Annotated in this window: 24 protein-coding genes and 1 pseudogene; 16 read left to right on the forward strand and 9 right to left on the reverse strand. The window is 63.6% G+C overall.

The features are described from left to right. Positions 1-92 precede the first annotated feature (92 nt). Positions 93-2,930 carry a preprotein translocase subunit SecA gene (secA, locus tag V1278_RS01435; protein ID WP_334366093.1) on the reverse strand — a complete coding sequence of 946 codons (2,838 nt, stop codon included), beginning with the start codon at positions 2,928-2,930 and terminating at the stop codon, positions 93-95. 345 nt (positions 2,931-3,275) lie between these two features. On the opposite strand from secA, the gene V1278_RS01440 reads away from it, so the two are divergent. The 3 genes from V1278_RS01440 to V1278_RS01450 all read left to right on the forward strand — a co-directional run bounded on the left by V1278_RS01440 (position 3,276) and on the right by V1278_RS01450 (position 6,025). Beyond that, entirely contained in the window at positions 3,276-4,196 is a 921-nt protein-coding gene (locus tag V1278_RS01440) for a peptidylprolyl isomerase (protein WP_334379463.1), read from the forward strand. A gap of 161 nt (positions 4,197-4,357) precedes the next feature. Further along, entirely contained in the window at positions 4,358-5,599 is a 1,242-nt protein-coding gene (gene argJ, locus V1278_RS01445; RefSeq protein ID WP_334366091.1) for a bifunctional glutamate N-acetyltransferase/amino-acid acetyltransferase ArgJ, read from the forward strand. 15 nt (positions 5,600-5,614) lie between these two features. Then, positions 5,615-6,025 carry a (deoxy)nucleoside triphosphate pyrophosphohydrolase gene (locus tag V1278_RS01450; RefSeq protein ID WP_334366090.1) on the forward strand — a complete coding sequence of 137 codons (411 nt, stop codon included), beginning with the start codon at positions 5,615-5,617 and terminating at the stop codon, positions 6,023-6,025. A 169-nt stretch (positions 6,026-6,194) separates the two neighbouring features. On the opposite strand, the gene V1278_RS01455 is transcribed toward V1278_RS01450, so the two are convergent. Continuing rightward, complete coding sequence (locus V1278_RS01455) at positions 6,195-7,040, reverse strand: methyltransferase domain-containing protein (RefSeq protein WP_334379464.1); 846 nt, start codon at positions 7,038-7,040, stop codon at positions 6,195-6,197. Between the two features lie 77 nt (positions 7,041-7,117). Here V1278_RS01455 and V1278_RS01460 point away from each other — a divergent pair, with 77 nt between their 5' ends. The 4 genes from V1278_RS01460 to V1278_RS01475 are packed head-to-tail and all read left to right on the forward strand — an operon-like array spanning position 7,118 to position 9,585. Next, positions 7,118-7,927 carry a ComF family protein gene (locus V1278_RS01460; protein ID WP_334379465.1) on the forward strand — a complete coding sequence of 270 codons (810 nt, stop codon included), beginning with the start codon at positions 7,118-7,120 and terminating at the stop codon, positions 7,925-7,927. A gap of 43 nt (positions 7,928-7,970) precedes the next feature. Next, positions 7,971-8,243 carry a glutaredoxin 3 gene (gene grxC, locus V1278_RS01465; RefSeq protein ID WP_334379466.1) on the forward strand — a complete coding sequence of 91 codons (273 nt, stop codon included), beginning with the start codon at positions 7,971-7,973 and terminating at the stop codon, positions 8,241-8,243. Beyond that, the gene (locus V1278_RS01470; protein ID WP_334379467.1) at positions 8,240-9,118 is read left to right on the forward strand and encodes a carbon-nitrogen hydrolase family protein; all 879 of its coding nucleotides are present in this window, start codon (positions 8,240-8,242) and stop codon (positions 9,116-9,118) included. Before grxC ends, V1278_RS01470 begins: the two co-directional genes overlap by 4 nt. After that, the gene (locus V1278_RS01475; RefSeq protein ID WP_334366085.1) at positions 9,115-9,585 is read left to right on the forward strand and encodes a DUF1178 family protein; all 471 of its coding nucleotides are present in this window, start codon (positions 9,115-9,117) and stop codon (positions 9,583-9,585) included. Before V1278_RS01470 ends, V1278_RS01475 begins: the two co-directional genes overlap by 4 nt. Positions 9,586-9,705: 120 nt before the next feature. Here the strand turns inward: V1278_RS01475 and V1278_RS01480 are convergent, their stop codons facing one another. The 3 genes from V1278_RS01480 to V1278_RS01490 form a co-directional block, all read right to left on the reverse strand. Further along, the gene (locus V1278_RS01480) at positions 9,706-10,605 is read right to left on the reverse strand and encodes an EamA family transporter (RefSeq protein ID WP_334366084.1); all 900 of its coding nucleotides are present in this window, start codon (positions 10,603-10,605) and stop codon (positions 9,706-9,708) included. Between the two features lie 399 nt (positions 10,606-11,004). Further along, the gene (gene ubiG, locus V1278_RS01485; RefSeq protein ID WP_334379468.1) at positions 11,005-11,763 is read right to left on the reverse strand and encodes a bifunctional 2-polyprenyl-6-hydroxyphenol methylase/3-demethylubiquinol 3-O-methyltransferase UbiG; all 759 of its coding nucleotides are present in this window, start codon (positions 11,761-11,763) and stop codon (positions 11,005-11,007) included. 3 nt (positions 11,764-11,766) lie between these two features. Beyond that, a complete protein-coding gene (locus V1278_RS01490; RefSeq protein ID WP_334366082.1) occupies positions 11,767-12,246 on the reverse strand; it encodes a PH domain-containing protein in 480 nt (159 codons plus the stop codon). 176 nt (positions 12,247-12,422) lie between these two features. Here V1278_RS01490 and V1278_RS01495 point away from each other — a divergent pair, with 176 nt between their 5' ends. The 5 genes from V1278_RS01495 (at position 12,423) to V1278_RS01515 (ending at position 19,671) form a co-directional block, all read left to right on the forward strand. Beyond that, the gene (locus V1278_RS01495) at positions 12,423-13,679 is read left to right on the forward strand and encodes an aspartate kinase (protein WP_334366081.1); all 1,257 of its coding nucleotides are present in this window, start codon (positions 12,423-12,425) and stop codon (positions 13,677-13,679) included. Between the two features lie 319 nt (positions 13,680-13,998). After that, positions 13,999-16,266: a phosphoenolpyruvate--protein phosphotransferase gene (gene ptsP / locus V1278_RS01500; protein WP_334379469.1), complete on the forward strand. Its 2,268-nt coding sequence runs from the start codon at positions 13,999-14,001 to the stop codon at positions 16,264-16,266. A 56-nt stretch (positions 16,267-16,322) separates the two neighbouring features. After that, complete coding sequence (gene prfA, locus V1278_RS01505) at positions 16,323-17,402, forward strand: peptide chain release factor 1 (RefSeq protein ID WP_334379470.1); 1,080 nt, start codon at positions 16,323-16,325, stop codon at positions 17,400-17,402. A gap of 154 nt (positions 17,403-17,556) precedes the next feature. Continuing rightward, positions 17,557-18,438, forward strand: a complete 882-nt coding sequence (prmC, locus tag V1278_RS01510) for a peptide chain release factor N(5)-glutamine methyltransferase (protein WP_334379471.1) — start codon at positions 17,557-17,559, stop codon at positions 18,436-18,438. A 489-nt stretch (positions 18,439-18,927) separates the two neighbouring features. Then, positions 18,928-19,671 (forward strand): DUF4167 domain-containing protein, encoded by a 744-nt coding sequence (locus V1278_RS01515; protein WP_334366077.1) that lies wholly within the window; start codon positions 18,928-18,930, stop codon positions 19,669-19,671. Positions 19,672-19,865: 194 nt separating this feature from the next. Here the strand turns inward: V1278_RS01515 and V1278_RS01520 are convergent, their stop codons facing one another. Next, on the reverse strand, positions 19,866-20,612 hold the full coding sequence (locus tag V1278_RS01520; RefSeq protein WP_334366076.1) for a methyltransferase domain-containing protein: 747 nt from the start codon (positions 20,610-20,612) through the stop codon (positions 19,866-19,868). 120 nt (positions 20,613-20,732) lie between these two features. Between V1278_RS01520 and gloB the strand changes: the two genes are divergently transcribed. The 3 genes and pseudogenes from gloB to V1278_RS01535 all read left to right on the forward strand — a co-directional run bounded on the left by gloB (position 20,733) and on the right by V1278_RS01535 (position 22,715). Beyond that, a complete protein-coding gene (gene gloB, locus V1278_RS01525) occupies positions 20,733-21,500 on the forward strand; it encodes a hydroxyacylglutathione hydrolase (protein ID WP_334379472.1) in 768 nt (255 codons plus the stop codon). Then, complete coding sequence (locus V1278_RS01530; RefSeq protein WP_442893695.1) at positions 21,500-21,931, forward strand: cupin domain-containing protein; 432 nt, start codon at positions 21,500-21,502, stop codon at positions 21,929-21,931. The genes gloB and V1278_RS01530 overlap by 1 nt, the downstream gene beginning before the upstream one ends. Before the next feature lie 102 nt (positions 21,932-22,033). After that, positions 22,034-22,715: pseudogene (locus tag V1278_RS01535) on the forward strand (flavin reductase family protein). On the opposite strand, the gene yddG reads toward V1278_RS01535, so the two are convergent. The 3 genes from yddG to V1278_RS01550 all read right to left on the reverse strand — a co-directional run bounded on the left by yddG (position 22,712) and on the right by V1278_RS01550 (position 25,859). Then, the gene (yddG, locus tag V1278_RS01540) at positions 22,712-23,581 is read right to left on the reverse strand and encodes an aromatic amino acid exporter YddG (protein WP_334379473.1); all 870 of its coding nucleotides are present in this window, start codon (positions 23,579-23,581) and stop codon (positions 22,712-22,714) included. The pseudogene V1278_RS01535 and the gene yddG sit on opposite strands and share 4 nt — an antisense overlap. Positions 23,582-23,750: 169 nt before the next feature. Further along, a complete protein-coding gene (phbB, locus tag V1278_RS01545) occupies positions 23,751-24,476 on the reverse strand; it encodes an acetoacetyl-CoA reductase (RefSeq protein WP_334366073.1) in 726 nt (241 codons plus the stop codon). Between the two features lie 204 nt (positions 24,477-24,680). Then, positions 24,681-25,859 carry an acetyl-CoA C-acetyltransferase gene (locus V1278_RS01550; protein ID WP_334366072.1) on the reverse strand — a complete coding sequence of 393 codons (1,179 nt, stop codon included), beginning with the start codon at positions 25,857-25,859 and terminating at the stop codon, positions 24,681-24,683. Between the two features lie 317 nt (positions 25,860-26,176). On the opposite strand from V1278_RS01550, the gene phaR reads away from it, so the two are divergent. Beyond that, complete coding sequence (phaR, locus tag V1278_RS01555; RefSeq protein ID WP_334366071.1) at positions 26,177-26,776, forward strand: polyhydroxyalkanoate synthesis repressor PhaR; 600 nt, start codon at positions 26,177-26,179, stop codon at positions 26,774-26,776. Positions 26,777-26,809 lie beyond the last annotated feature (33 nt).

Genomic DNA, 26,809 nt, shown 5'->3' on the forward strand with positions numbered 1-26,809 from the left:
TTCGCGTACGCATTTGATCGTCATCGCCCGCGAAGGCGAGGCGTCCGGTACTCCGAGACATTTGCATGTGCGGAAGCCGCGCTGCGTTGCGCTCAAGCGTACTTGCCGTGGCAGTGCTTGTACTTCTTGCCGCTTCCGCAAGGGCAATCCTCGTTACGGCCGACCTTGCCCCAGCTTGCGGGGTTTTTCGGATCGCGATCGGCGGCCGGAGCCTGGGGCACCAGCGAGGCGTTGGCAAAGGCCATCTCGTCTTCGCCGGTATTGGGATCGAACTTGTGCGCTTCCATCGCCGGCAGCACCGGCTGCTGCTCTTCCGGCGGCACGATCTCGACGCGCATCAATTGCGCCGTCACCGCCTCGCGCAGATGCGCGGTCATTGCCTCATACAGGCCGAAGGCTTCCGATTTGTACTCCTGCAAGGGATCGCGCTGGCCATAGCCGCGCAGGCCGATCACCTGACGCAGATGATCGAGCATGATCAGGTGCTCGCGCCAGAGGTGGTCGAGCGTCTGCAAGAGGATAGTTTTCTCGACGTAGCGCATCACGTCGGGGCCCCATTGCGCGACCTTGGCCGCCATATGCTCGTCGACGCGCTGCTCGATCCGCGTCAGCAGTTCCTCGTCGGCAATGCCTTCTTCCTTGGCCCATTCATCGACCGGCAGGTCGATGTCAAGCACGCGCTTCAATTCTTCCTTGAGGCCGGCGACATCCCACTGCTCGGCATAGGCATGCTCGGGCACGTGCTTGGCGACGATGTCGTCGATGAAGTCGTGACGCATGTCCGTGACCATTTCGGCCACGCTGTCGCTCCTCATCAGCTCGACGCGCTGGTCGAAGATCACCTTGCGCTGGTCGTTCTGGACGTTGTCGAACTTGAGCAGATTCTTGCGGATATCGAAGTTGCGCGCCTCGACCTTCTGCTGCGCCTTCTCCAGCGCCTTGTTGATCCAGGGATGGATGATGGCCTCGCCCTCCTTCAGGCCAAGCCGCTGCAGCATGGTGTCGAGCCGGTCGGAGCCGAAGATCCGCATCAGATCGTCTTCCAGCGACAGGAAGAATTTCGAGCGGCCGGGGTCGCCCTGGCGGCCGGAGCGGCCGCGGAGCTGGTTGTCGATGCGCCGGGATTCATGACGCTCCGAGCCCATGATGTAGAGCCCGCCGGGCTTGGTCACGGTCTTGGCCGCCTTTGAGCCCTTGGCAGGCTCGAGCTCCACCACTTCCTCGGCCTTCAGCACGATCTCGCGGAAGCGCTCGATGTCGGCCTTGATCTGTTCGATCTTTTTGGCCTTCTCGGCCTCGTCGGTGATGTCGGCGGTCTCCTGAAGGATCCGCATCTCGAGCGAGCCGCCGAGCTTGATGTCGGTACCGCGGCCGGCCATGTTGGTCGCGATCGTGATCGCGCCGGGCACGCCGGCCTCGGCAACGATATAGGCTTCCTGCTCGTGGAAGCGCGCGTTCAGCACCGCAAACAGTTTTGCCGGCTTGCCGGCGCGCGCGGCGGCATAGAGCTTCTCCAGCGCGACGTCGTTGCCGAAATCGATCTGCTTGTAGCCGTGCTTCTTCAGATAGTCGGCCAGCACTTCCGACTTTTCGATCGAGGCGGTGCCGACCAGCACCGGCTGCAGCCGCGCATTGGCGCGCTCGATCTCGGCCAGGATGGCGGCGTATTTTTCGGTCTGGGTGCGGTAGACCTCGTCGTCCTCGTCGAGACGCGCCACCGGCAGATTGGTCGGGATTTCGACGACCTCGAGCTTGTAGATGTCGAACAATTCGTCGGCTTCGGTCGCAGCCGTACCGGTCATGCCCGCGAGCTTTTCGTACATCCGGAAATAGTTCTGGAACGTGATCGAGGCCAGCGTCTGGTTTTCCGGCTGGACCTGAACGTGCTCCTTGGCTTCCAGCGCCTGGTGCAGGCCTTCCGAGTAGCGCCGTCCCGGCATCATGCGGCCGGTGAACTCGTCGATGATGATGACTTCGCCGTCGCGGACGATGTAGTCCTTGTCGCGGGTGAACAGCGAATGCGCCCGCAGCGCCTGGTTGATGTGGTGCACGACCGAGACGTTCTCCACGTCGTAGAGCGACTCGCCCTTGAGCTGGCCGGCATCGCGCAGCAGCGTCTCGATCTTCTCCATACCGGCTTCGGTCAGCGTCACCGTGCGCTGCTTCTCGTCGACCTCGTAGTCGGTCTTGTCGAGCTTGGGGAAGAAGGTGTCGATGGTGTTGTAGAAATCCGAGCGGTCGTCGAGCGGGCCGGAGATGATCAGCGGCGTGCGCGCCTCGTCGATCAGGATCGAGTCGACTTCGTCGACGATGGCGTAGAAATGGCCGCGCTGGACCATGTCCTCCAGCCGGTACTTCATGTTGTCGCGCAGATAGTCGAAACCGTATTCGTTGTTGGTGCCGTAGGTGATGTCGCGCGAATAGGCTTCCTTGCGCTCGCCATCATCGAGACCATGAACAATGACGCCAACGGTCAAGCCGAGGAAATTGTAGATCTGGCCCATCCATTCGCTGTCGCGGCGGGCGAGATAGTCGTTGACGGTGACGACGTGGACGCCCCGGCCGGCCAGCGCGTTGAGATAGACCGCGAGCGTCGCCACCAGCGTCTTGCCTTCACCGGTCTTCATCTCGGCGATGTCGCCCTCGTGCAGCACCATGCCGCCGATCAACTGGACGTCGAAATGCCGCTGGCCGAGGGTGCGCTTGGCGGCCTCGCGGACGGTCGCGAAGGCTGGAACCAGAATGTCGTCGAGCGTCTTGCCGTCGGCGAGCTGCTGGCGGAATTCGGCGGTGCGGGCTTTCAGCGCCTCATCCGAGAGTTTCGCGAGCTCGGGCTCAAGCGCGTTGATGGCGTTGACGCGGGATTGATATCCCTTCACCCGCCGGTCGTTGGCGGAGCCGAAAAACTTGCGGGCGAGCGCGCCGATCATGCCAATTCCTGCCTTTGCCGTTACTTGCGTTGCAAGCCGTGATGGACCACCAAGTTGCCTATCAACTCACCGTGACGCACGGCGGCAAATACCCCGTTCCGGGGCGTCATCCGCCTAATGAGTGGGAATTAAGCAATCCAAGGTTCAACGGCAAAAAACGCAGCAAAATAAGCGCTATCGCCGCTGTACGATCCGGCACAGATATGGCCGGGTTCGGGCCTTGTCAACGTGGGTCCATATGTCAAGGAATTCATCATTTTGACAGACTTTTCGCGTTGCCAAGGCCGCATGATTGGGCGAGTGTCCCGCCGCCTTTGGCGCCCCTCTTCAAGACAAGGATTTTCCATGACCACCTCGTTCCCGGAAACGAAAACCGGCCTGCGCTTCGGCACGGCCTGCTCACGGGGTTCTTTGGCCGTAATGGCCTGTCTGGCTGCGCTTCTTGCCGCCGGCCTGCCGGTTCGCGCCCAGGACAACCCCGTTCTTGCCAAGGTTAACGGCGCGGAGATCCGCCAGAGCGACGTCGCGCTCGCGGAAGAGGAACTCGGCCCCAGCCTCGCGCAAATGGACCCGGCGACCAAGAAGGACAACGTGCTGGCCTTCCTGATCGACCTGAAGATCGTCGCCAAGGCCGCCGAGGAAAAGAAGGTCGAGAATTCCGAAGACTTCAAGAAGCGCCTGGCGTTCACGCGCAGCCGCCTGCTGATGGACAGCCTGCTCGCCACCGAGGGCAAGGCCGCGACCAGCGAAGCGGCCATGAAGCAGGTCTATGAGGAGGCCGCCAAGCAGATCACGGGGGAAATGGAAGTCCACGCCCGGCACATCCTGGTCGAGACCGAGGATGAGGCCAAGGCGATCGCGGAAGAGCTGAAGAAGGGCGGCGACTTCGCCGAACTGGCAAAGAAGAAGTCCAAGGACCCCGGCGCCTCCGATGGCGGCGATCTCGGCTTCTTCACCAAGGAACAGATGGTGCCGGAATTCTCCGCCGTCGCCTTCACGCTCGAACCCGGCAAGATTTCCGACCCCGTCAAGTCGCAATTCGGCTGGCACCTCATCAAGGTCGAGGAAAAGCGCGCCCGCAAGGCGCCCGAGTTCGAGCAGGTCAAGGCCCAGATCGAAACCTATGTGACGCGCAAGGCGCAGGCCGAATACGTCGCCAAGCTGCGCGAAGCCGCCAAGGTCGAGCGCATGGATAAGCCGGCCGAGGCCACCAAGCCGGATGCAGCAAAGCCCTCGGATTCCAAGATGGCGCCGACGAAGAAGTAAAAAATCGCTGTCACTTCTTCGAGACCGATAGTATCTACCATCGTCATGGCCGGGCCGAAGCGCCCGGCCGTTCCATGTCCGGGGACCGGTTGTCAGGCCCTGAAGACGTCGATGCCGGCGCAGGTCCGGCGATGGTTGATCTGGTTGAAGAAGGTGCTCGCATGTCCGCCGCCGTTTCCCCCCTCGCCCCGACCGATGTTCCCGAGATGCCCGCGATTGCGGGTGTGAAGCTCGCCACCGCCGCCGCCGGCATCCGCTACAAGGGGCGAACCGACGTGCTGCTCGCCGTCATGGACAAGGGCACCACGGTCGCCGGCGTGTTCACCAAATCGAAATGCCCGTCCGCGCCGGTGGAATGGTGCCGCGCCAAGCTCGGCCGGGGACAAGCCCGCGCGCTGGTGGTGAATTCCGGCAATGCCAACGCATTCACCGGCAAGACCGGCAAGCAGTCGACGGCGCTGACCGCGCAAACCGCCGCGAAGGCGGTTGGCTGCACCACCGGCGACGTGTTCCTCGCCTCCACCGGCGTGATCGGCGAGCCGCTCGACGCCACCAAGTTCGACGGTGTGCTGGCGACGTTGGCGGATGCCGCCACGTCCGACCACTGGATGGACGCGGCGAAGGCCATCATGACAACCGATACCTTTCCGAAGGTCGCAACCGCCACGGTGAAGCTCGGCAAGGCCAAGGTCACGATCAACGGCATGGCCAAGGGCGCCGGCATGATCGCGCCCGATATGGCGACCATGCTATCCTTCGTGTTCACCGATGCGCCGCTGTCGTCCGCCGTGCTGCAGTCGCTGCTCAAGAGCGGCGTCGAGGACACTTTCAACGCCATCACCATCGACAGCGACACCTCGACCTCGGATACGCTGCTGGCCTTCGCCACCGGCGCGGCCGCCGACGATGGCGCGCCAAAGATCAGCCGCGCCAGCGATCCGCGCCTGAAGGCGTTTGCCAAGGCCTTCCAAGGTGTGCTGGCCGACCTTGCCGAGCAGGTGGCCCGCGACGGCGAAGGCGCGCGCAAGCTGGTCGAGGTTATCGTCGAAGGCGCGACCACCAAGAACTCCGCGCGCAAGATCGCCATGTCGATCGCGAATTCGCCACTGGTGAAGACGGCGATCGCTGGCGAGGATGCCAATTGGGGCCGTGTGGTGATGGCGGTCGGCAAGGCCGGCGAGCCCGCCAACCGCGACAAGCTTTCGATCTCGTTCAATGGCATTCGCGTCGCCAAGAGCGGCGCGCGCGATCCGTCCTACAACGAGGCAGAGGTTTCCGAGGTGATGAAGAACCCGAAGATCCAGATCAAGGTTGCGCTTGGCCTCGGCAAGGGCCGCGACCGTGTGCTGACCTGCGACCTCACCAAGGAATATGTCGCGATTAACGGTGACTACCGGTCGTAAGCGAGAAAGCGGCGCATGGCTGACATCAAGCTTACTCTCGTGGTCGCCTGCGCCCTCGTCGATGCCGACAAGCGCGTGCTGATCGCGCAGCGCCCGGAAGGAAAGGCGCTCGCGGGCTTGTGGGAATTTCCCGGCGGCAAGGTCGAGCCCGGCGAGCGGCCGGAGCAGACCTTGATCCGCGAACTGCATGAGGAGCTCGGCATCGACGTCAGCGAGCCATGTCTGGCGCCGCTGACGTTTGCGAGCCACGCCTATGACAGCTTTCATCTGTTGATGCCGCTCTATATTTGCCGGCGCTGGGAAGGCATGGTGATGGCGCGCGAAGGCCAGCAACTGGCCTGGGTCCGCGCCAACAAACTGCGCGATTACCCGATGCCGCCCGCGGACATTCCGCTGATCCCGCATCTGATCGATCTGTTGATGTAAGCGGCTGCGTACGCAGAGCCCAGACACAAAATCACAAAATCGCGAAAACAACCCCATGCAAAGTAGAATGGGGCCGGCTCGCCGCACGCGTGCTGCTTGCGTCCGGGGCACGAGAAGAAAAATGGTCCGTCGTCACGGCCCAACCTGATCTCATCCCGCTTTGGGTTGTCTATTTGGGAGCAGTTTTCTTCACCGCCGCTTCCAGGCTTGCTTTCGCCGAGCCGGGCTTCAACGGCTTCTGCTGGCTCTCATGCGGCGCCCAGCCGGACAGCCAGATCACGTCGAAGGTCGCGCGGATGCGGCCGTCAGGATCGGCGAAGCGCTCGCCGTAAATCTGCGCCATCCGCAACATGGTGGTGCGCCGGGTCGGCGTCCGTCGCCGTTCGATCAAAAAATTGGTCGCACCCATCCGCCTGAGATCAACCATCAGCGCGAACGCGCTGTCGTAGCGCACCACGACGCGATCGACGTCGGTGACCGGCAGCGCGAGCCCTGCGCGCTGCAGCAGGCTGCCGATATCCCGCAGATCCGCAAACGGCGCGACGCGCGGCGATACCCCGCCCTCGCATTCGGCTTCCGCCGCGGCAAAGCTCTGCCGGAGCTCCGTCAGCGTATCGCCCCCGATCATCGCCGCCAGCAACAGCCCATCCGGCTTCAACGCGCGGCGGATCTGCGCCAGCACGCCGGGCAGATCATTGACGAACTGAAACGCCAGCGCAGAAACAGCGAGATCGAGCGATTGCGGCGGCAAATGCAGGGTTTCGGATTGATCGACATCGATGCGGGTGATGGATGAGAAGCGATCGGCCAATGGTTTTCGCAAGAGCTCGCCCGGCGTCCAGATATCGGCCACATCGGCAAAACTTCGCGTCACCGCCTGCAGCCGCTCTTCGAAATCTTCCCTGATACGATCGAGCAGGAATGTCGCCGGCCCGCCGCGCCGCGCGCGGTCAAGCCGCGCGCGCAAGAGCGCACGGTCGAACAGGATGGGCGCGCTGGCCGGGTTCGAAGCCATGCCGGTTGGTACGCTGGCTGCCTATCTCTGGCAATGCCGTGCTTGAGCCGCACGCGACACGGCGCTAGCCTCACGCCATGGACGCCGAGGCATCACCATCACGCTCCATTTCCAGCCAGCTTCGCGGCGCGCTCGGCGCCTGCCGCGACGCATTCGCGCATCTGCCGCGGCTCGCGCTCGACATCGCACTGCCGACGCAGTGCGTTTCCTGCCGCGAACCGGTCCATGGCGAGGGCGTTTGCGCGGCATGCTGGGCGAAACTGTCGTTCATCGCACCACCGTTCTGTCCGCGACTCGGCATCCCCTTCGTCTATGATCCCGGCCCCGAACTGCTGTCCATGGAGGCGATCGCCAATCCGCCGGCCTACCAGCGCGCCCGCGCCGCGGTGCGCTATGACGACGTCGCGCGAACCCTGGTTCATGCGCTGAAGTACCAGGATCGCACCGATCTGGCGCCCGCGATGGGCCGCTGGATGGCCCGTGCGGGCAAGGAATTGCTTGATGAGGCCGACGTGCTGGTCCCAGTTCCCCTGCACTGGCGGCGCGGTTGGAGCCGCCGCTACAACCAATCCGGCGCGCTGGCGCGGGTGATTTCGCGCCAAACCGGCGTCAAACTGGCCTCTGAGGCGCTTCGCCGCATTCGCGCGACCGAGCAGCAGATCGGGCTGTCCCGACCACAGCGCGCCAGCAATATGCAGGGCGCCTTCAAGGTCGCCGCCGACCGCGCGGCCGACGTCCAGGGCCGCCGCGTCATCCTGATCGACGACGTGCTGACGTCAGGCGCCACGACCGACGCTTGCGCTCGGGCGCTACTGCGCGCCAAGGCCGCGCAGGTCGACGTGCTGGTATTCGCGCGGGTTGTGGACAGCCACCGGGCTCCCATATAATTCAAAGACTTGTAATTCAAAGACTTGCCAATCAGAGCGCGCCATGACTGCCATTGAAATCTATACCCGCCCCGGCTGCGGCTACTGCACCGCAGCCAAATCGCTGCTGACGCGCAAGAGCGCCGCGTTCACCGAACTGAACGTGGCCACCGACCCGGGCTATCGCGAGCAGATGTACGACCGCGCGGGCCACGGTTCGACCTTCCCTCAGATCTTCATCGGCAAAACCCATGTCGGCGGCTGTGACGAGCTTTATGCACTGGACCGCGCGGGCAAGCTCGACGCTTTGCTGGCGGGAGAAAAGGCCCCCTCATGAGCGCCGGTTCCACCTTCACCGCTGCCATGGTGCAGATGCGCACCGGGCTGCTGCCCGAACCGAGCCTCGAACAGGGCATCAACCTGATCCGCGAGGCCGCAGCGCAAGGCGCCGACTACGTGCTCACGCCCGAGGTGAGCAACATGATGCAACTGAACCGCAAGGCGCTGTTCGAGCATCTTGCATCGGAAGCAGACGACCCCTCGCTGAAAGCCTATCGCGCGCTGGCCGCGGAGCTGAAGATTTATCTTCACATCGGCTCGCTGGCGCTGCGCTTCTCGCCCGAGCGCGCCGTCAACCGCTCGTTTCTGATCGGGCCCGACGGTAATTTGCTCGCCAGCTACGACAAGATCCACATGTTCGATATCGACCTGCCCGGCGGCGAGAGCTATCGCGAATCCGCCAACTACCAGCCGGGCGAAACTGCCGTGATTTCCGATCTGCCGTGGGGGCGGATCGGGCTGACGATCTGCTACGACGTGCGGTTTCCGGCGCTCTATCGCGCGCTGGCCGAGGCCGGCGCGTCGTTCCTCACCGTGCCCTCGGCCTTCACCAGGAAAACCGGCGAGGCACATTGGCACACGCTATTGCGCGCCCGCGCCATCGAGACCGGCTGCTTCGTGTTCGCCGCGGCGCAGGGCGGCATGCATGAGAACAAGCGCGAGACCTACGGGCATTCACTGATCATCGACCCCTGGGGCGAGATCCTCGCCGAGGGCGGCGTCGAGCCTGGCGTATTCCTCGCCAAGATCGACACATCCAGGGTCGAGACGGCTCGGAGAGCCGTGCCGTCGCTGCAGCATGGCAGGCGCTTCGGCATTGCCGATCCCAAGGCCGGCCCCGAGCATCTGCACCTGGTTCGGGGCTCGGCATGATCCGCTACAACCTTCGCTGCGAGAAGGGCCATGCTTTCGAAAGCTGGTTTCAAAGCTCCGCGGCTTACGAGACCCAGGAAAAGCGCAGACTGGTGAGCTGCCCGAATTGCGGCTCGGTCAAGGTCGAACGCGCCATCATGGCTCCGCAGATCGTCAGCAAGAAGGGCCGCGAGCAAGCCGCGCCTGCGCCGACCGCGCCTGCGGAAGCAACCGGATCAGAATCGACGCCGCTGTTGATGGCGCAGGAGCGCGAGCTGCGCGCCAAGCTGAAGGAATTGCGCGATCACATCGTCAAGAATGCCGACAATGTCGGCGAGCGCTTCCCCAACGAAGCGCGCAAGATGCATTACGGCGATATCGAGCACCGCCCGATCTACGGCGAGGCCACGCCGGATGAGGCGCGCGCGCTGATCGACGAAGGCGTCGAGGTCTCCCCGCTGCCGGTGCTGCCGGAAGATAGGAATTGATGCGGAGCGTGCCAAGTCCCTCGTCATTGCGAGGAGCGAAGCGACGAAGCAATCCAGCTTTCAACTTGTTGCGCAATGGATTGCTTCGCTTCGCTCGCAATGACGGTTGGAGCAAAATTCTCACACCGCCACCAGCAGCGCGACGCCCACCACGATCAACACGATTCCCGACAGTTCGCGCGCCGACATCGGCTGCTTGAACGAATAATACGACACGGCCTGCGCGAACAGCACCTCGACCAGCGCCAGCGTGCGCACATTGGCCGCCGCCGTCAGCGCAAGCGCCAGAAACCAGAATTGCGAGGCGAATGCGCCCATGAAGCCCGCGAGCATTGAGGGCCGCCACAGTCCGAGGATCGCCTTGAGCACATCAGGCGCGCGGGCGAGCAGATAGACCGTCAACACCAGCGTCTGCACAAACAGGCTGAACACCAGCGTATAAGACGCTGCAGTGACGAAGGAGACGCCGGGCACCACAATCACGGCGCCGCGAAAGCCGACGGCCGACAGCGCAAAGCAGCCCGCTGCAACCAAGCCGATGATGGTCGGCTTCAACTCCGCAAAGCCCTTTTCGCCGCCCGGCCGCAGCGCGGTGATGACCACGCCGACGGTCGCGATCACGATCGCGACCACTTTCAGCAGCGTCAGATGATCGCCGAGGAAGATGAAGCCGAAGATCGCGGCCTGGATTGCCTCCGTCTTGAGGTAGGCCGTCGTCACGACAAAGGAGCGATCGTTCATCGCGAGCAGCATCAGGCCGGTGGCGACGATCTGGCTGAGCGCGCCGAGCAATAGCCACGGCCAGAACACAGCCGTCGGCCACGGCACGGTATCGCCTGTTACAGCGATCACGATCGCGAAAAAGACCAGCGAGAACGGAAAGCCGAACAGGAAGCGGATATTGGTCGCGCCCCAGGTCCCGAGCGGTCCCGTCAACGACCGCTGCATCGCATTGCGCGCGACCTGGCCCAGCGCAGCGATGATGGTGAAGGGAATCCAGAGCGTGGCGACGGAGAGCATGGGAAATACCGGCGGGATGCTGCTGCACCGTGCCGGGCGCGATGCGTCAGGTCAACAGAACCGGCGTCATGACAGGATTGCGCGATACCACAAAAACACGCCGTCGTCCCTGCGAACGCAGGGACCCATACGCCGCGGCCAGCGTAATGGGCACTCGGGGCGACGGCTGCGCTTCAACAATGTAAGCTGGTGGTTAGGGTCCCTGCGTTCGCAGGGACGACGGGATAGAGGCGAGAACCTCTCAGCATGTCGCCCCTGCGAAAGCAGGGGCCCATACGCCGCGGCCTCGCGGATGGGCACTCGGGGCGACGGCTGCGCTTCGACAATGTAAGCCGGTGGTTATGGGTCCCTGCGTTCGCAGGGACGACACTGGTGATGCGGTAAAAGTGCCGCCGTCAGTCACACCCCTTCCGCCACCACCATGTAGTTCACGTCCATGTCGGACGAGATGCTCCATCGGTCGGCGAGCGGGTTGTAGACCACGCCGGCCTGCTCGGTGATGGTGAGGCGGTTGCTGGCGAGATGCCGGGCGAGTTCGTCCGGCGTGACGAACTTGTCCCATTGATGGGTGCCGCGCGGCAGCCAGCGCAGCACATATTCGGCGCCGACGATCGCGAGCGCAAAGCTCTTCCAGTTGCGGTTCAGCGTCGAGACCACCATCATCCCGCCCGGCTTGACCATCGCCGCGCAGCGGGCGAGGAACGCGCCGACATCGGTGACATGCTCGATCACTTCCATCGCCAGCACGACGTCGAACCGCTCGCGGTGGTCCATCTGCTCGACGGTGGTGCAGCGATAATCGATCGACAGATGCCCCTTGTCGGCGTGCAGCTTGGCAGCCGCAATATTGGTCGCGGACGGATCGATCCCGACCACCTGCGCGCCCAGCCGCGTCAAAGGCTCGCACAACAGGCCAGCGCCGCAACCGATATCGAGGATACGCAGGCCCGAGAGGCAACTCAGGCTCCTGGCGTTACGCTCAAACTTGCGGCAGGCGGCGTCGCGGATATAGGCGAGCCGCAGCGGGTTGATCTTGTGCAGCGGGGCCATCTTGCCCTTGGGGTCCCACCACTCCTCCGACAATTTCGAAAATTTCGCGACCTCTGCCGGGTCGACGGTGGAGCCTGTGGCGGCGGAAGCGTTTTGCTGCATGGCCATGAGTTACGTACCGGCCGGTCGTGCCGTGATGGCATTGCGAAACGCCAGTGGCGAAGCAATGGTGTCGAGGGTCTTGCCACCCTCGCCGACCCCCGAGACCGTTACGTCGCCGTAGTTGAGGATGCGGCCGAGGATGCTCTGGTTGACGTCGACGCTCTCGACCTTGTCCACACTCATCTCGAACGTCTGCCGCTGAACAAAGCCGGTCTTGTGGACGACACGGAAATTGGTGACGTCGGTCTCGGTGGTCCATCGATGGAACCAGGCGGTGGCCGTTTTGTACAACGCAGCGATGGCTGATATCGCCGCCAGCGACAGACAGATCAGTACGGATGAGCCCGCTGGCACCATACCCGAGATCACCAGGAATAGGCCCGCTACAATCCAGCCGATGATCGCCGGCAAAAAGAAGATCCAGTGCGCATTGGTCGAATACAGCACCCTCTCGCCGGGCTGCAGGATATCATCGATATAACGCCCCATACGCTCGCCCTGAATTAACCCGCTACTACAGTAATTTCCGTCACTTTTGGGTCGAAAACGGAACCGGGGGTGCTTGCCCCGGACCGCGTCGCTATGTATACGCCGCTTTCGGCCCGGGCGCTCCACTTTCCGTGCGGGTCACCTAACTTATCCTCACAGGGAATGCACGCGTCGTCATGGGCCGCCTCGTGATGAAATTCGGCGGCACGTCCGTCGCCAACATCGACCGAATCCGCAACGTCGCGCGTCACGTCAAGCGCGAAGTCGACGCCGGGCACGACGTCGCCGTCGTCGTGTCGGCCATGGCCGGCAAGACCAACGAGTTGGTGGAGTGGTGCCGCGACGCCTCGCCGCTGCATGATGCGCGCGAATATGACGCCGTGGTGGCATCCGGCGAACAGGTGACCGCCGGCCTGCTCGCGATCGTGCTGCAGGGCATGGGCATCCAGGCCCGCTCCTGGCAGGGCTGGCAGATCGCAATCAAGACCTCCGACGCTCACGCCTCGGCGCGGATTCTCGAGATCGACGGCAGCGAGATCACCGCTCGCTTCAAGGATCGCCAGGAAGTCGCCGTCATTGCCGGTTTCCAGGGCATCAACCCGCAGACCAACCGGATCACCACGCTCGGGCGCGGCGGTTCGGATACCTCGGCGGTGGCGATCGCCGCCGCCATCCGGGCCGACCGCTGCGACATCTATACCGACGTCGACGGCGTCTACACCACCGATCCGCGGGTGGTTCCCAAGGCGCGCCGGCTCGACAAGATCGCCTTCGAGGACATGTTGGAACTGGCCTCGCTGGGCGCCAAGGTTCTGCAGGTGCGCTCTGTGGAACTCGGCATGGTGCACAACATACCTGTGTTCGTTCGTTCCAGTTTCGACAGGCCCGAGGATATCGACCCGCACGGCACACCGCCGGGCACGCTGATCTGCAGCGAGGAGGAAATCATGATGGAAAGCCACGTCGTCACCGGCATCGCCTTCTCCAAGGACGAAGCCCAGATTTCGCTCCGCCAGATCGAGGACAAGCCGGGCGTTGCCGCCGCGATCTTCGGCCCGCTGGCCGAGGCCAATATCAATGTCGACATGATAGTGCAGAACGTCTCCGAGGACGGCAAGACCACCGATCTCACCTTCACCGTTCCCGCCTCCGACTATAACCGCGCCCGCGACACCATCACCTCGTCGAAAGGCAAGATCGGCTATGCCCGGCTCGATAGCGCCACCGACGTGTCGAAGGTCTCGGTGATCGGCAGCGGCATGCGCAGCCATGCCGGCGTCGCGGCGAAGGCGTTCAAGGCATTGTCCGAGCGCAACATCAATATCCGCGCCATCACCACCTCGGAGATCAAGTTTTCGGTGCTGATCGACGCCGCCTATACCGAACTAGCGGTGCGCACGCTGCACACGCTCTACGGGCTCGATCAGACTTAGAACGATTTTCTCTCAAATTTAGCGCATGGTCTGATCCCAGACCGGCTTGGTTTGGCGGATCATGCGTTTCGCTGGCGCAGCATCGGCCCTGACCCACACGTTATTGCTTCTGGCAGGCGTTTTGCTTGGCAAAGCAAGCCTCGATTGGCTATACGGCCTGTGAGGTGCGTTGCCGCAAACTGCACCACGGGCGATCTCGATTCGGCCTGGATCGGTGGCCAGCGGCGGCGCCGAATGAATATAATCGTAGCGTTTCGTGCGTTTCACGCCAGCGACCGGCCACCCGGCAGGCTGGCTTTGCGGGGGAGGATATTGATACATGCGGAGCACGTCGGGAGGTCCCCGCGTCTTGTTGAGACGGCTCCGCGAAACCATGGCGGAGAAGGTCTCGGCGCAGGAACGCCTGGACAAGATCGTGGTGTTGATCGCGGCCAACATGGTGGCCGAGGTCTGCTCCTGCTACGTGCTGCGCATCGATAACACGCTCGAGCTTTACGCCACCGAGGGTCTGAACCGCGACGCGGTGCATCGCACCGTGCTGAACGCGCATGAGGGTCTCGTCGGCCTCGTCGCCAGCGAGGCCAGCCCGCTCAACCTCTCGGACGCGCAGAGCCATCCGGCGTTCTCGTTCCGCCCGGAAACCGGCGAAGAAATCTACCATTCGTTCCTCGGCGTCCCGATCCTGCGCGCCGGCAACACCCTCGGCGTGCTGGTGGTGCAGAACCGCGCCAAGCGCACCTATGTCGAGGAAGAGGTCGAGGCGCTGCAGACCACCGCCATGGTGCTGGCGGAGATGATCGCCTCTGGCGAACTGGCAGCGCTGGCGCAGCCCGGCGCGGAACCGGCGGCGCGGCATTCCCTGCACAAGACCGGCGCGATCCTCTCCGACGGCATCGCGCTCGGCCATGTCGTGCTGCACGAGCCGCGCGTCGTCATCACCAACTACATCGCCGAAGACCTGCCGAAGGAAATCAAACGACTTGACGCGGCGCTTACCAAGCTGCGCGCCGACCTCGACCGCATGCTGGAGCGCGGCGACGTCGCCGACGGCGGCGAGCACCGCGAGGTGCTGGAAGCCTACCGGATGTTTGCCAACGACCACGGCTGGTCGCACAAGCTGCATGAGGCGGTCGCCACCGGCCTCACCGCGGAAGCCGCGGTCGAGCGCGTGCAGTCCGATACTCGTGCGCGCATGTTGCGCTCGACCGATCCTTATCTGCGCGACCGCCTGCACGACCTGGAAGATCTCGGCCATCGCCTGATGCGGCAACTGGTCGGCCAGGATCACGCGCCCTCGCGCGAGCAGCTTCCCGAAAACGCCATTCTGATCGCGCGCGCGATGGGACCGGCGGCGCTGCTCGACTACGATCGCAAGCGGCTGCGCGGCCTGGTGCTGGAGGAAGGCACCGCGAATTCCCACGTCTCGATCGTGGCGCGCGCGCTCGGAATCCCTGCGGTCGGCGAAGTCCCGAACGCACCCGGCATTGCCGACCCCGGCGATCCCATCATCGTCGACGGCACCTCGGGCTCGATCTATGTCCGCCCCTCGGCCGAGATCGAATCGGCGTATGCCGAGCGGGTGCGGTTCCGCGCGCGGCGGCAGGCGCAGTACGCCGCGCTGCGCGACAAACCCTGTGTGACCAAGGACGGCCAGCCGGTCGAACTGATGATCAACGCGGGCCTCGTCATCGACCTGCCGCATATCGACGACACCGGCAGCGCCGGCATCGGGCTGTTCCGCACCGAGCTGCAGTTCATGGTCGGCCAGAGCCTGCCGCGCGCTTCCGACCAACTCGCGCTCTATCGCACCGTGCTGGACGCCGCCGGTTCCAAGCCGGTCACGTTCCGCACCCTCGACATTGGCGGCGACAAGGCGCTGCCCTATATGGAGACCGTGATCGAGGAAAACCCGGCGCTCGGCTGGCGTGCGATCCGGCTCGGGCTCGACCGTCCCGGACTATTGCGCGGCCAGATTCGCGCGCTGCTGCGGGCCGGCGGCGGCCGGGCGCTGAAGATCATGTTTCCGATGATTTCGGATGTCGCCGAATTCGACCAGGCCAAGGCCATCGTCGAGCGCGAACTGACATACCTGCGCCAGCACGGCCACGCGCTGCCGGAACGTATCGACGTCGGCACCATGGTGGAAGTGCCGGCGCTGCTCTATCAACTCGACGAACTCTTGAAGAAGGTCGATTTCGTTTCGGTCGGTTCGAACGACCTGTTCCAGTTCTTGTTTGCGGTCGACCGCGGCAACGCAAAAGTTTCCGAACGGTTCGACACCATGTCGGTGCCGATCCTGCGCGCGCTGCGCGATATCGTGCGGAAAGCGCAAGCTGCGAAGAAGATGGCCTCGCTATGCGGCGAGATGGCCTCAAAGCCGCTCGGCGCGCTGGCGCTGATCGCGCTCGGCTACCGCTCGCTGTCGCTGTCGGCCACCGCGCACGGCCCGGTCAAGGCGATGATCCTCGACCTCGACGCCAAAAAGGCGGAAACTGTCCTGATGCCGCTGCTCGACGCGCCAGCCGGCAGCGTCTCGATCCGGCAGAAGCTGACGGAATTCGCGGAAGCCGAGGGGCTGTCGTTGTAGCGAGGCTCTGTCCCGACAACGCCACCTTTCCGTATCCGCTGCCTGAGAAATACGCCATGTTGCCCGAAGCTAAACTCGATATCCTGCTCGCCCATCATGCCTCGCTCGAGGCCGAGTTGCTGGACCAGGTGAATTCGGAAAAATACGTCCAGATCACGCGCGAGCTCGCCGAGCTCAATCCGCTGATCGATGCGGTCAAGGCGTATCGGACGGCGCGGGCCGAGATTGCGGGCGCCGAATCGCTCTTGGCTGATGCCGGTACCGATCCCGAAATCCGCAGCATGGCCGAAGCCGAGCTCGAAACGCTGCAGGCGCGCGTTGCTGACCTCGAGCAGAGGATTCGCGTGGCGCTGCTGCCCAAGGACGCCATGGACGACCGCAACGTGATGCTGGAAATCCGCGCCGGCACCGGCGGCGACGAGGCCTCGTTGTTCGCCGGCGACCTGTTCCGCATGTATGAGCGGTTTGCCGCCTTGCAGGGCTGGAAGGTCGAGGTGATCTCGGCCTCGGAAGGTACCGTGGGCGGCTACAAGGAAATCATCGCCGAGGTGCAGGGCCGCGGCGCGTTCGCCAAGCTGAAATTCGAATCCGGCGTGCACCGCGTGCAGCGCGTGCCCGACACGGAAACACAGGGGCGGATTCACACCTCGGCCGCAACGGTGGCGGTACTGCCCGAGGTCGAAGACGTCGATGTCGACATCAAGAATGAAGATCTGCGGATCGAAACCATGCGCGCGCAAGGTGCCGGCGGCCAGCACGTCAACAAGACTGAATCCGCGATCCGTATCACGCACATTCCGACCGGCATCGTGGTGATGATGCAGGACAGCCGCTCGCAGCACAAAAACCGCGCTTCCGCGATGAACATCCTGCGCTCGCGCATCTACGACGCCGAGCGCCAGCGCGCCGATGCCGCGCGCTCCGCAGACCGCAAGGAGAAGGTCGGCTCCGGCGACCGAAGCGAGCGCATCCGCACCTATAATTTCCCGCAGGGCCGCGTCACCGATCACCGCATCAACCTGACGCTCTACAAATTGCCGCAGGTGATTTCGGGCGAAGCGCTAGGCGAACTGATCGACGCGTTGACGACCGAGCACCAGGCCGCCCAGCTCGCCGCACAGGGCGCGGCGGCGTGAGTAACATCCGGCTGTCGTCCCCGCGAAAGCGGGGACCCATACGCCGCGGCCTCGCAATGTGGGCGGTGGGGGTCGAGACCTCTCGCAACAATAAAGGCCGGTGGTTATGGGTCCCTGCGTTCGCAGGGACGACGTCGAGATTGTGGCTCGCCGCATGACGGATTTCGTCGGCCAGACCGTCGAGGCCGCGCGGCGCGCGCTCACAGCGAGACTCAAAACCGCCGCCATCGATTCCGCCGCGCTCGACGCGCGGCTTCTGATCGGTCACGCGCTTGGTCTCGATCTGACCGGCCTGATCGCGGCCGCCCAGCGCCAACTAACGCCGGACGAATCGACACGCCTTGAGGAATTCGCCCGCCGACGTCTCGCAGGCGAGCCGGTCGCCCGCATCATCGGCGAGAAGGAATTTTGGGGTCTGCCCTTACGACTCTCAGCCGCAACGCTGGTGCCGCGACCCGATACCGAGACGGTGGTCGAACTGGCGCTGGAACTGCTACGCGCCGGCGGCGATCTCGCTCGTCCGATGCGTATCGCCGATCTCGGCACCGGCACCGGCGCAATTCTTCTCGCGCTGTTGTCCGAATTGCCGGCGGCCGAGGGATTCGGAACCGACATCTCCGAAGCGGCGCTGCAAACCGCTGCGGCCAATGCCGCCTGCGCCGGCCTCTCGGAGCGCGCGATGTTCATCGCCTGCGATTACGCGCGTGGACTATCCGGTTCATTCGATCTGATCGTCTCGAATCCGCCCTATATCCGGTCGGCGGATATCGACCGGCTGTCGGTAGAGGTGAGAAATCATGACCCGCTCGCCGCGCTCGATGGTGGCGCCGACGGGCTGGACGCCTACCGCGCGTTGATCCCTCAGGCGGCCGGCCTCCTCGCCCCGGGTGCAGCCTTGGTCGTGGAGGCTGGAGAGGGCCAAAGCGGCCCAATCCAGGCCCTGATGACGAGCGCAGGCTTGATGCCTGCAACGGCGCCCAAGGCCGATCTGGCGGGCATTCCGAGGGCGGTCGCGGGCCACAAAATGGCCCGATAAAGTCCTTTTGGAACGCAAAAAAACCCCTTGGAATATTCCCCCGGAGCGACTACGTTCCGCTCATAACATCGGTCCAGGGTTGCTGGCCCCGTAAGATCATGCGGGTGAGGCCAGAGTTTCTCGAAACGAGAGCCCGCCGGGTGAAAGGTTCCAAACGCAGGTCGAATCGAGCGCAATAGCTGGAGCTGTGCTGCTCTCGACCGTAAAGCGAACGAAAGCCTGATATTGCGCTTGAAGACTTACGCAACAGCCAGTCACGCGAAGCCGTCATGCAAGACGGTTAGACTGGTTTTGGCAGGCTGAATGATTTGATCCGGCGGCAAATGTACGCCGCCGACTGGGGAACGCGTCTTTGCTGAACGCGAGGGTTGGCGAAATCGACGACATGAGTTTGAACGGCATCGTGATTCGGTGCGCCTGAGTGCGCGCCGGGTCGGATCAGGCTACGACGGCAACTGCAAAACATCAGGGCTGGAATAAAGGCGAGACATGAGAAACGGTCAAAACAACAAGCGGATGCGTAACCGGAACCAAGGCAGTAACCGGAACGATGGCCGGCGCGGTCAGAACCCGATGACCCGGGTGTTCGAATCCAACGGGCCTGACATCAAGATCCGCGGCACCGCTTCGCACGTTGCCGAAAAGTACGTTCAGCTAGCGCGCGACGCGCGCTCTTCGGGCGACCCAGTCGCGGCCGAGAATTACTACCAGCACGCCGAGCATTATTTCCGCCTGATCGCTGCCGCGCAGGAGCAATTCCGGCAGAACCAGCCGCAGCCGCGCATCGACACCGAAATGCAGCCGACGGAAGACGGTGACGACGACGGCGAGAGTTTTTCGCATTTCGGCCAGGAGCCGGGCTTCGTCCCGCAGCAGCCGCAGCCATACATTCGCGACAACAATCCGCGCGAACGCGAACAGCGCGGCGACAACCAGCCCTACCAGCGCGACCAACAGCCGCGCGAACACCATCGCGAACGCGAGCACCGTCCGCAGCCGCAATATCAGCCGCAAGCCCAGCCGCAGCCGGTGATTGCCGATACCGGCGGCGTCGACCGCCTGCCCTCCTTTATCACCGGCCCGCAGCCGCAGGTGAACGGTGCGCCCGGCGGATATGAAGAGGGCCGCGGCGAGCGTTTCCCGCGCCGGCGTCGCCGGCCGCACGGCCCGCGCCCCGACAGCATGGCCGCGCCCGCCGCGCCAAGCGAAGATTTCAATCCGGGGAATGAATAAGTAGTTCACCCACAATCGTCGTCCCTGCCTCCGTGCGCAATCGCGCACTCGGCGCAGGGACCCCGAGCGTGAGCGCAATTGCGCTCATCGCGTCGCCGCGGCCTTCATTTGAGGCACGTGGCTCGACGATCTTTCAAACAAATACCGCCAGTGGTTATGGGTCCCCGCGTTCGCGGGGACGACCCGCGGAGAGACTACGCCTTATCCCGCGTTGCCGTCGATGACGGCACCAGCGCCGGCTCCAGCGACGGAATCAGCCGCGCACGTTCGCGGCCCGCGGGGATCGCGCGATAGACCTGTTTGGTCGCTTCCACGATATGGACGCCGGCGAACGGCAGCGACAGCGCGGCGCCGACACGCTCCCACGCCATCGCTGAGCGCAGAAACCAACTATTGCCGACCGGCGGCAGAAACAGCGCCTCGCCCCACGCCGCCGGCGTGAACCAAGTCTGCCGCAGCAATTGCGTGATCTGCGCGCGCGAATAGGGCCGGCCGTGACCGAACGGCGTATTGTCGGTGCGCGTCCACACGCCCCGCCGGTTCGGAATCACCGCAATCAGCCGCCCGGACGGCGCCAGCACCCGCCACACCTCGCGCAACAGGCGCTCCGGATCGTCCGACATCTCCAGCGCATGAACCAGCAATATCCGATCCACCGCGGCGTCCGGCAGCGGCATCGAGAATTCATCGATCAGAGATGCCAGCGCCGGCCGCCCCGTCGGCCATTTCAGGACGCCCTGCGCCGCCGGCATGAAAGCGATGCAGCGCTCCGAATCCTCGCGAAACAGCCCGAGATAGGGCGTCGGATAGCCGAGCCCGAGCACCCGCTGCCCCGCCGCGTCGGACCAGCGCGCCCGAATGCCGCGGTTGATCAACTGCCGCGCCACGATGCCGAGGCGCTGCGAATAGAAATCCCGAAGATCGATGACGTCGATGGTCATGGGCACAATCTACCATACCGTGTTTCATTGCGGCGCGCCGAAAATGGCATTGCCGCGCAAGCGTTAACGCCATATTTCTTTCGGATTGACGGGGCTGAAAGCCTTAACCACGGAGCTGTCATGGCCGCGGAAATTCGTACCTTCACCTGCCTCAACGACAATTTCGGCTATTTGATCCATGATCCCGCGACCAAGGCCACCGCATCGATCGACGCGCCGGAAGCCGCCCCGATCATCAAGGCGCTGGAGCGCGAAGGCTGGGCGCTGACGGATATTCTCGTCACTCATCACCATCACGACCATGTCGGCGGCGTTGCCGAGCTGAAGCAGAAATATAATTGCCGCGTCGTTGCACCGCACGACAAGTCCACCAAGATTGCCAATGTCGACCTGCGCGCTGCCCATGGCGACGTACTCAAGGTGGGAAGCCTGCTGGCCCGGGTGCTGGAAACGCCGGGGCACACGCTCGATCATATCTCCTACGTATTCGATACCGAAAAGGCGGTGTTTGCCGCCGACACGCTGTTCTCGATCGGCTGCGGCCGGGTGTTCGAGGGCAACTATCCGATGATGTGGGATTCGCTGTTGAAGCTCCGTGCGCTGCCGGACGATTTCAAGCTCTATTGCGGGCATGAATATACTGCCGCCAACGTCAAGTTCGCTCTCACCGTCGACGGCGACAACCCCGCACTCAAGGCGCGCGCCGAGGAAGTGACGCGGCTGCGCGCGGACAACAAGCCGACGATCCCGGTGCTGTTGGGCGAGGAGAAAAAAGCCAACGTATTCCTGCGCGCCGACGAGCCGTCGGTGGCAGCCAAGCTGCACATGAAGGGCGCCAGCGCCGTCGAAGTGTTCGGCGAACTCCGCGAACGCAAGAACAAGTCCTGATGGCGCTGCCGCGAGAAGCCGCCGAGATCATCGCGCGGCTCGACCTGAAGCCGCATCCCGAAGGCGGGCACTTTCGCGAGACGTTTCGCGATGAAAGCGTGGACGCCGCCGGGCGTTCGCGATCCACCGCGATCTATTTCCTGCTGGCACGCGGCGAACGCTCGCATTGGCATCGCATCGATGCGGTCGAGACCTGGCATTATTACGCGGGCGCGGCGCTGACGCTCTGGATCGCTGATAATGATGGGCAACGCAGCGTGAAGCTCGGCGCGAATCTTGCCGCCGGCGAGGCGCCGCAGGCGATCGTCCCGCCGCACGCCTGGCAGGCCGCCGAGAGCAACGGCGATTGGACTTTGGTTGGCTGCACCGTGGCGCCAGGATTTGAGTTTGCGAAATTCGAGCTGGCGCCGAAGGGCTGGGAGCCGACCTAGTCGTCATTCGTTCCCGCCGCAATGAAAAATCGCGATCGGGAATCGGGTGGGTTCCGCGCATTCGCGTCAATAGTTTCCGCTCGCATCAAGAGGAGCGGACAAATGCACGGCACTTTTGAAATCTCGAACATCCAGATCGAACCGGCGATTCTCTATTTCGGCACGCCGGTGGTTCTGATCGGCTCGACCAATGAGGACGGTTCATTCAACCTCGCGCCGATGTCGTCGGCATGGTGGGTTGGTTGGCGCTGCATGCTGGGGTTAGCGGCCAACTCAAAGACCACCGAGAACATGATCCGGACAGGCGAGTGCGTGCTCATCTGCCGTCGGCCGCACTGGTCGGCGCGGTCGATCGTCTGGCTCGCACGACCGGCTCGGATCCGGTGCCGCCGGGCAAGCGGATGCGCGGCTATCGGCACGCGCGTGACAAGTTTAGCCTGTGCGGCCTGAGCGCGATGCCGGGCGAAACCGTCGCGGCGCCGCGCGCGCTGGAATGCCCGGTGCAGATCGAAGCCAAGGTCGCACGCGTCCACGGGATGGCCGAGGAGGATGCGGTCTGGCGCGGCATCTTGCCGCGATCGAGGTGCGCATCACGCGCGTGCATGCGCATCCGGGAATCATGATGGATGACGAGCCCAACCGTATCGATCCCGACAAATGGCGGCCGCTGATCATGAGCTTCCAGCAGTTCTACGGGCTGATGCCGGAGAAGCTGCAACGCTCCGAGCTTGGGCAGATTCCGGAGGCGATGTACAAGCCGCCGGGCTGGAAGCCGGCGGCCTAAGATTTCCGCCACACCATATCCTTCGCCGCGATCAGCCCGCCGCCCGCAATCAGGATTGCGGCGACGGCGATCGTGGCCGTCGGTTGCGCGAAACCGGCGAGGATCAGAAACAAGGTCGATAGTAGCGGCGTCGCGTAGGATGCCGCTCCGAGCACGCGGATATCGCCGCGCTTCATGCCGATATCCCAGACGAAGAACGCAGCACCGACAGGGCCGACGCCGAGCGCGATGACGGCAAGCCACTGCCCGATCGTTTCCGGCCAGACCGTCTTCTCCACCATGGCGTGGACGAGCGCGGCGAGCAGCGCGGTGGCGAGGCAGAAGCCGGCCACCGCATCGGTCGGCACCGCCTTGAGCTTGCGCGACATCACCGAATAGGCGGCCCACACAAAGGCGGCGACGAAGGCCGCAGCCAGCCCTGGGATCTGGCCTGGCGCAAAGCTGGCGCCGTTGCCGGCGAACAGCAGCACCGTGCCGACAAGCCCGAGCAGCGCACCGATGATGTGGTGTGGCGCCAGCCGCTCGCCCGGCAGCAGCGACGAGAACAGCACGATCAGCAGCGGCCAGAGATAGTTCAGCAGGCCGGCCTCGGCCGGCGGCGCGTAGCGCAGCGCGAGGAAATACAACGCGTGATAGCCGAACAATCCGCCGACGCCGACGACCCAGGCGACCGCTGGCTGCTTTAAGGCTGCAAACGCAGAAGGCCGGAACAGAAAACTTGCGAAGGCGACCAAAGCTCCGATCGCAAACGTCATGGCGGCGAGCTGGAACGCCGGAATTTTTCCGGTCGCGACCGTCAACACCGACAGCAGCGACCACATCAGGATCGCGGTCAGTCCGATCAGGGTAGCGGTGCGGGAGGTCATGCGTTGAAAAGTGTTCAGCTTCTTCCGTCATGGCCGGGTTTATCCCGGCCATCCACGTCTTTCTTGCCGCCAGTTGTAAAGACATGGATGCCCGGGACAAGCCCGGGCATGACGACTTTTTACTGGTCGCTGCTGCACGCAACGGCTTCGCGCGATGACGCGACGATCATCACACCAAGTACTGGCCGCCGTTGATCGTCATGGTCGAGCCGGTGATGCCGCTGGCCTCGTCGGCAGCCAGGAACACCACCGCGCGGGCAATCTCTTCGGGCTCGCCGAGACGATTGATCGGGATCAGCGGCAGAATGCTCTTCTCAAGCACGTCCTTCGGCACCGCCTGCACCATCTCGGTGTTGATGTAGCCGGGGCAGATCGCGTTCACGGTCACGCCTCCCTTGGCATTCTCCAGCGCCAGCGCCTTGGTGAAGCCGATGTCGCCGGCCTTGGCGGCGGAATAGTTGACTTGGCCGAACTGTCCCTTCTGGCCATTGATCGAGGAGATGTTGATGATGCGGCCGAACTTGCGGGCGCGCATGCCCTCGATCACCGGACGTGTCATGTTGAACAGCGAGCCGAGATTGGTGTTGATGACCGCGTTCCATTGCTCGAGCGTCATCTTGTGGAAGGCGCCGTCCTTGGTGATGCCGGCATTGTTGACCAGCACGTCGATCGGCCCGAGATCGGCCTCGACCTTCTTGATGCCCTCGGCGCAAGCATCGAAGGAGCTGACGTCCCATTTGTAGACGGGGATGCCGGTCTCGGATTTGAACTTCTCGGCGGCGGCATCATTGCCGGCGTAGCTCGCCGCGACCTTGTAGCCCGCAGCCTTCAGCGCCTTGCTGATCGCAGCGCCGATGCCCCGCGTACCACCCGTAACCAATGCAACACGTGCCATGTCGTAGTCCTCCTTGGTAATCGCTTAGTACGCCGGAATTGTCCCGGTCTTTTGACGAGTCTCAATCTTTTTGAAAGCGTTCTTGGAAACGCACCCACAAGATGAAAATGCCCGGCACGAAGACCGGGCATTTCATCTTTACCAATTCGAGCCGCGGTTGCGAGATGATCTTTTCATCATTCAACCGCTCACTCTGCCTTTAGTTCAGTCGCGTGCAACGCACATCGCGATGCCCATGCCGCCGCCGATGCACAGCGTGGCGAGGCCCTTCTTGGCGTCGCGCTTCTGCATCTCGTGCAACAGCGTCACCAGCACGCGCGCGCCCGATGCGCCGATCGGGTGGCCGATCGCGATCGCGCCGCCATTGACGTTCACCTTGCTGGTGTCCCAGCCGAGATCCTTGTTCACCGCACAGGCCTGCGCCGCGAACGCCTCGTTGGCCTCGATCAGGTCGAGGTCGCCGACGTTCCAGCCGGCCTTCTTCAGCGCAGTGCGCGACGCGGGGATCGGGCCGGTGCCCATGATCTTGGGATCGACGCCGGCCTGGCCCCAGGAGACGATGCGGGCGATCGGCTTCTTGCCCTGCCTGGCTGCTTCCTTGGCGGTCATCAGCACCACGGCGGCGGCGCCGTCATTGATGCCCGAGGCGTTGCCGGCGGTCACGGTGCCGTCCTTCTCGAAGGCCGCGCGGAGCTTGCCCATCGCATCGAGGGTAGCACCATGGCGCGGATATTCGTCGGTGTCGACCACGACGTCGCCCTTGCGGGTCTTGATGGTGACCGGCGTGATCTCGTCCTTGAACTTACCGGTTTTCTGCGCGGCCTCGGCCTTGTTCTGCGAGGCAACGGCGAACTCGTCCTGCTGGGCGCGGGTGATCTGGTACTGCTTGGCAACGTTCTCGGCGGTGTTACCCATGTGATAGCCGTTGAAGGCGTCCCACAGGCCGTCCTTGATCATGGTGTCGACCAGCTCCAGGCCGCCCATCTTCACGCCGCCACGCAGATATTGCGCATGCGGCGCCATGCTCATCGATTCCTGGCCGCCCGCGACCACGATCGAGGAATCGCCGTTCAGCAGTGCCTGGTAGCCGAGCGCGACCGAGCGCAGGCCCGAGCCGCAGAGCTGGTTGACGCCCCAGGCCGGGCTCTCCACCGGAATGCCGGCGTTGATCGAGGCCTGGCGGGCCGGGTTCTGGCCCTGCGCCGCGGTCAGGATCTGGCCCATGATGACTTCGGAGACCTGGCCCGGCTCGACACCCGCCCGCTCCAGCGCAGCCTTGATGGCGATGGCGCCGAGGTCATGGGCCGGGGTGGTGGCGAACGCGCCGTTGAAGCTGCCGACCGGAGTGCGGGCGGCGCTGACGATGACGACATCGTCTGACATGGACATCTCCTTATGGGGTTTCTTGGGCTTGAGTTGGTTGGACGGCGGGCGGCCGGGGTGGCGTGCCTGTCTCTCACCTTATGTTGTTAACCTCGTTGACCCATGTCAATCGGCCGGCGCCCAAAATCCTACCGCGGCGCATTCAAATTGATCCCCCGGGGGTTTCCATAGCAGCGTCTATGCCTTGGAATTAACCGTGCCGCACAAAACGGTAGCCGAACCGCATTGAAAATGCTTACTTTGCTGCGTTTGCGTTGCTCGTCTGCCCGTCGGCGAAGCCGCCGGGTTCCCTGCTCTCGGTGTCGATGTGTGAGCTTATGGCAAAGTCAGACCAACCTACGACCATCAAGAAATATGCTAACCGGCGGCTCTATAATACCGGCACCAGCACCTATGTGACGCTCGAGGATCTCGCAGCGATGGTGAAGGAAGGCGAGGATTTTCTCGTCTATGACGCCAAGACCGGCGACGACATCACCCGTCAGGTGCTGGCGCAGATCATCTTCGAACAGGAAAACAAGGCCGGACAAAATCTGTTGCCCACCACTTTCCTGCGGCAGTTGATCCGCTTCTACGGCGACAGCATGCAGTTGGTGGTGCCGAAATATCTGGAGCAGTCGATCGATACGCTGACGCGCGAGCAGGAAAAATTCCGCAAGCAGCTCACCAATACCTTCAGCGGCACGCCGTTCGCGCCGCTCGAGGAACATGTCCGCCGCAACATGGAATTGTTTCAGCAGACGTTCTCGATGTTCAAGCCGTTCGTGCCGCCGCGCGCCGGATCGACTTCGCCGGAGCCGGAGAAGGTGCCGGAGCCCTCGACCGACGGAGACAATATCGACGATCTTCGCCGCCAGATGAAGGACATGCAGGAACGCCTCGAGCGCATGTCGAAAGAGCCGAAGAAGGAAGAGTAGAACTCTCCTTCGTTTCACTATCTCTACTGTCGT

The sequence above is a fragment of the Bradyrhizobium sp. AZCC 1577 genome (assembly GCF_036924575.1).
Taxonomy (GTDB): domain Bacteria; phylum Pseudomonadota; class Alphaproteobacteria; order Rhizobiales; family Xanthobacteraceae; genus Bradyrhizobium.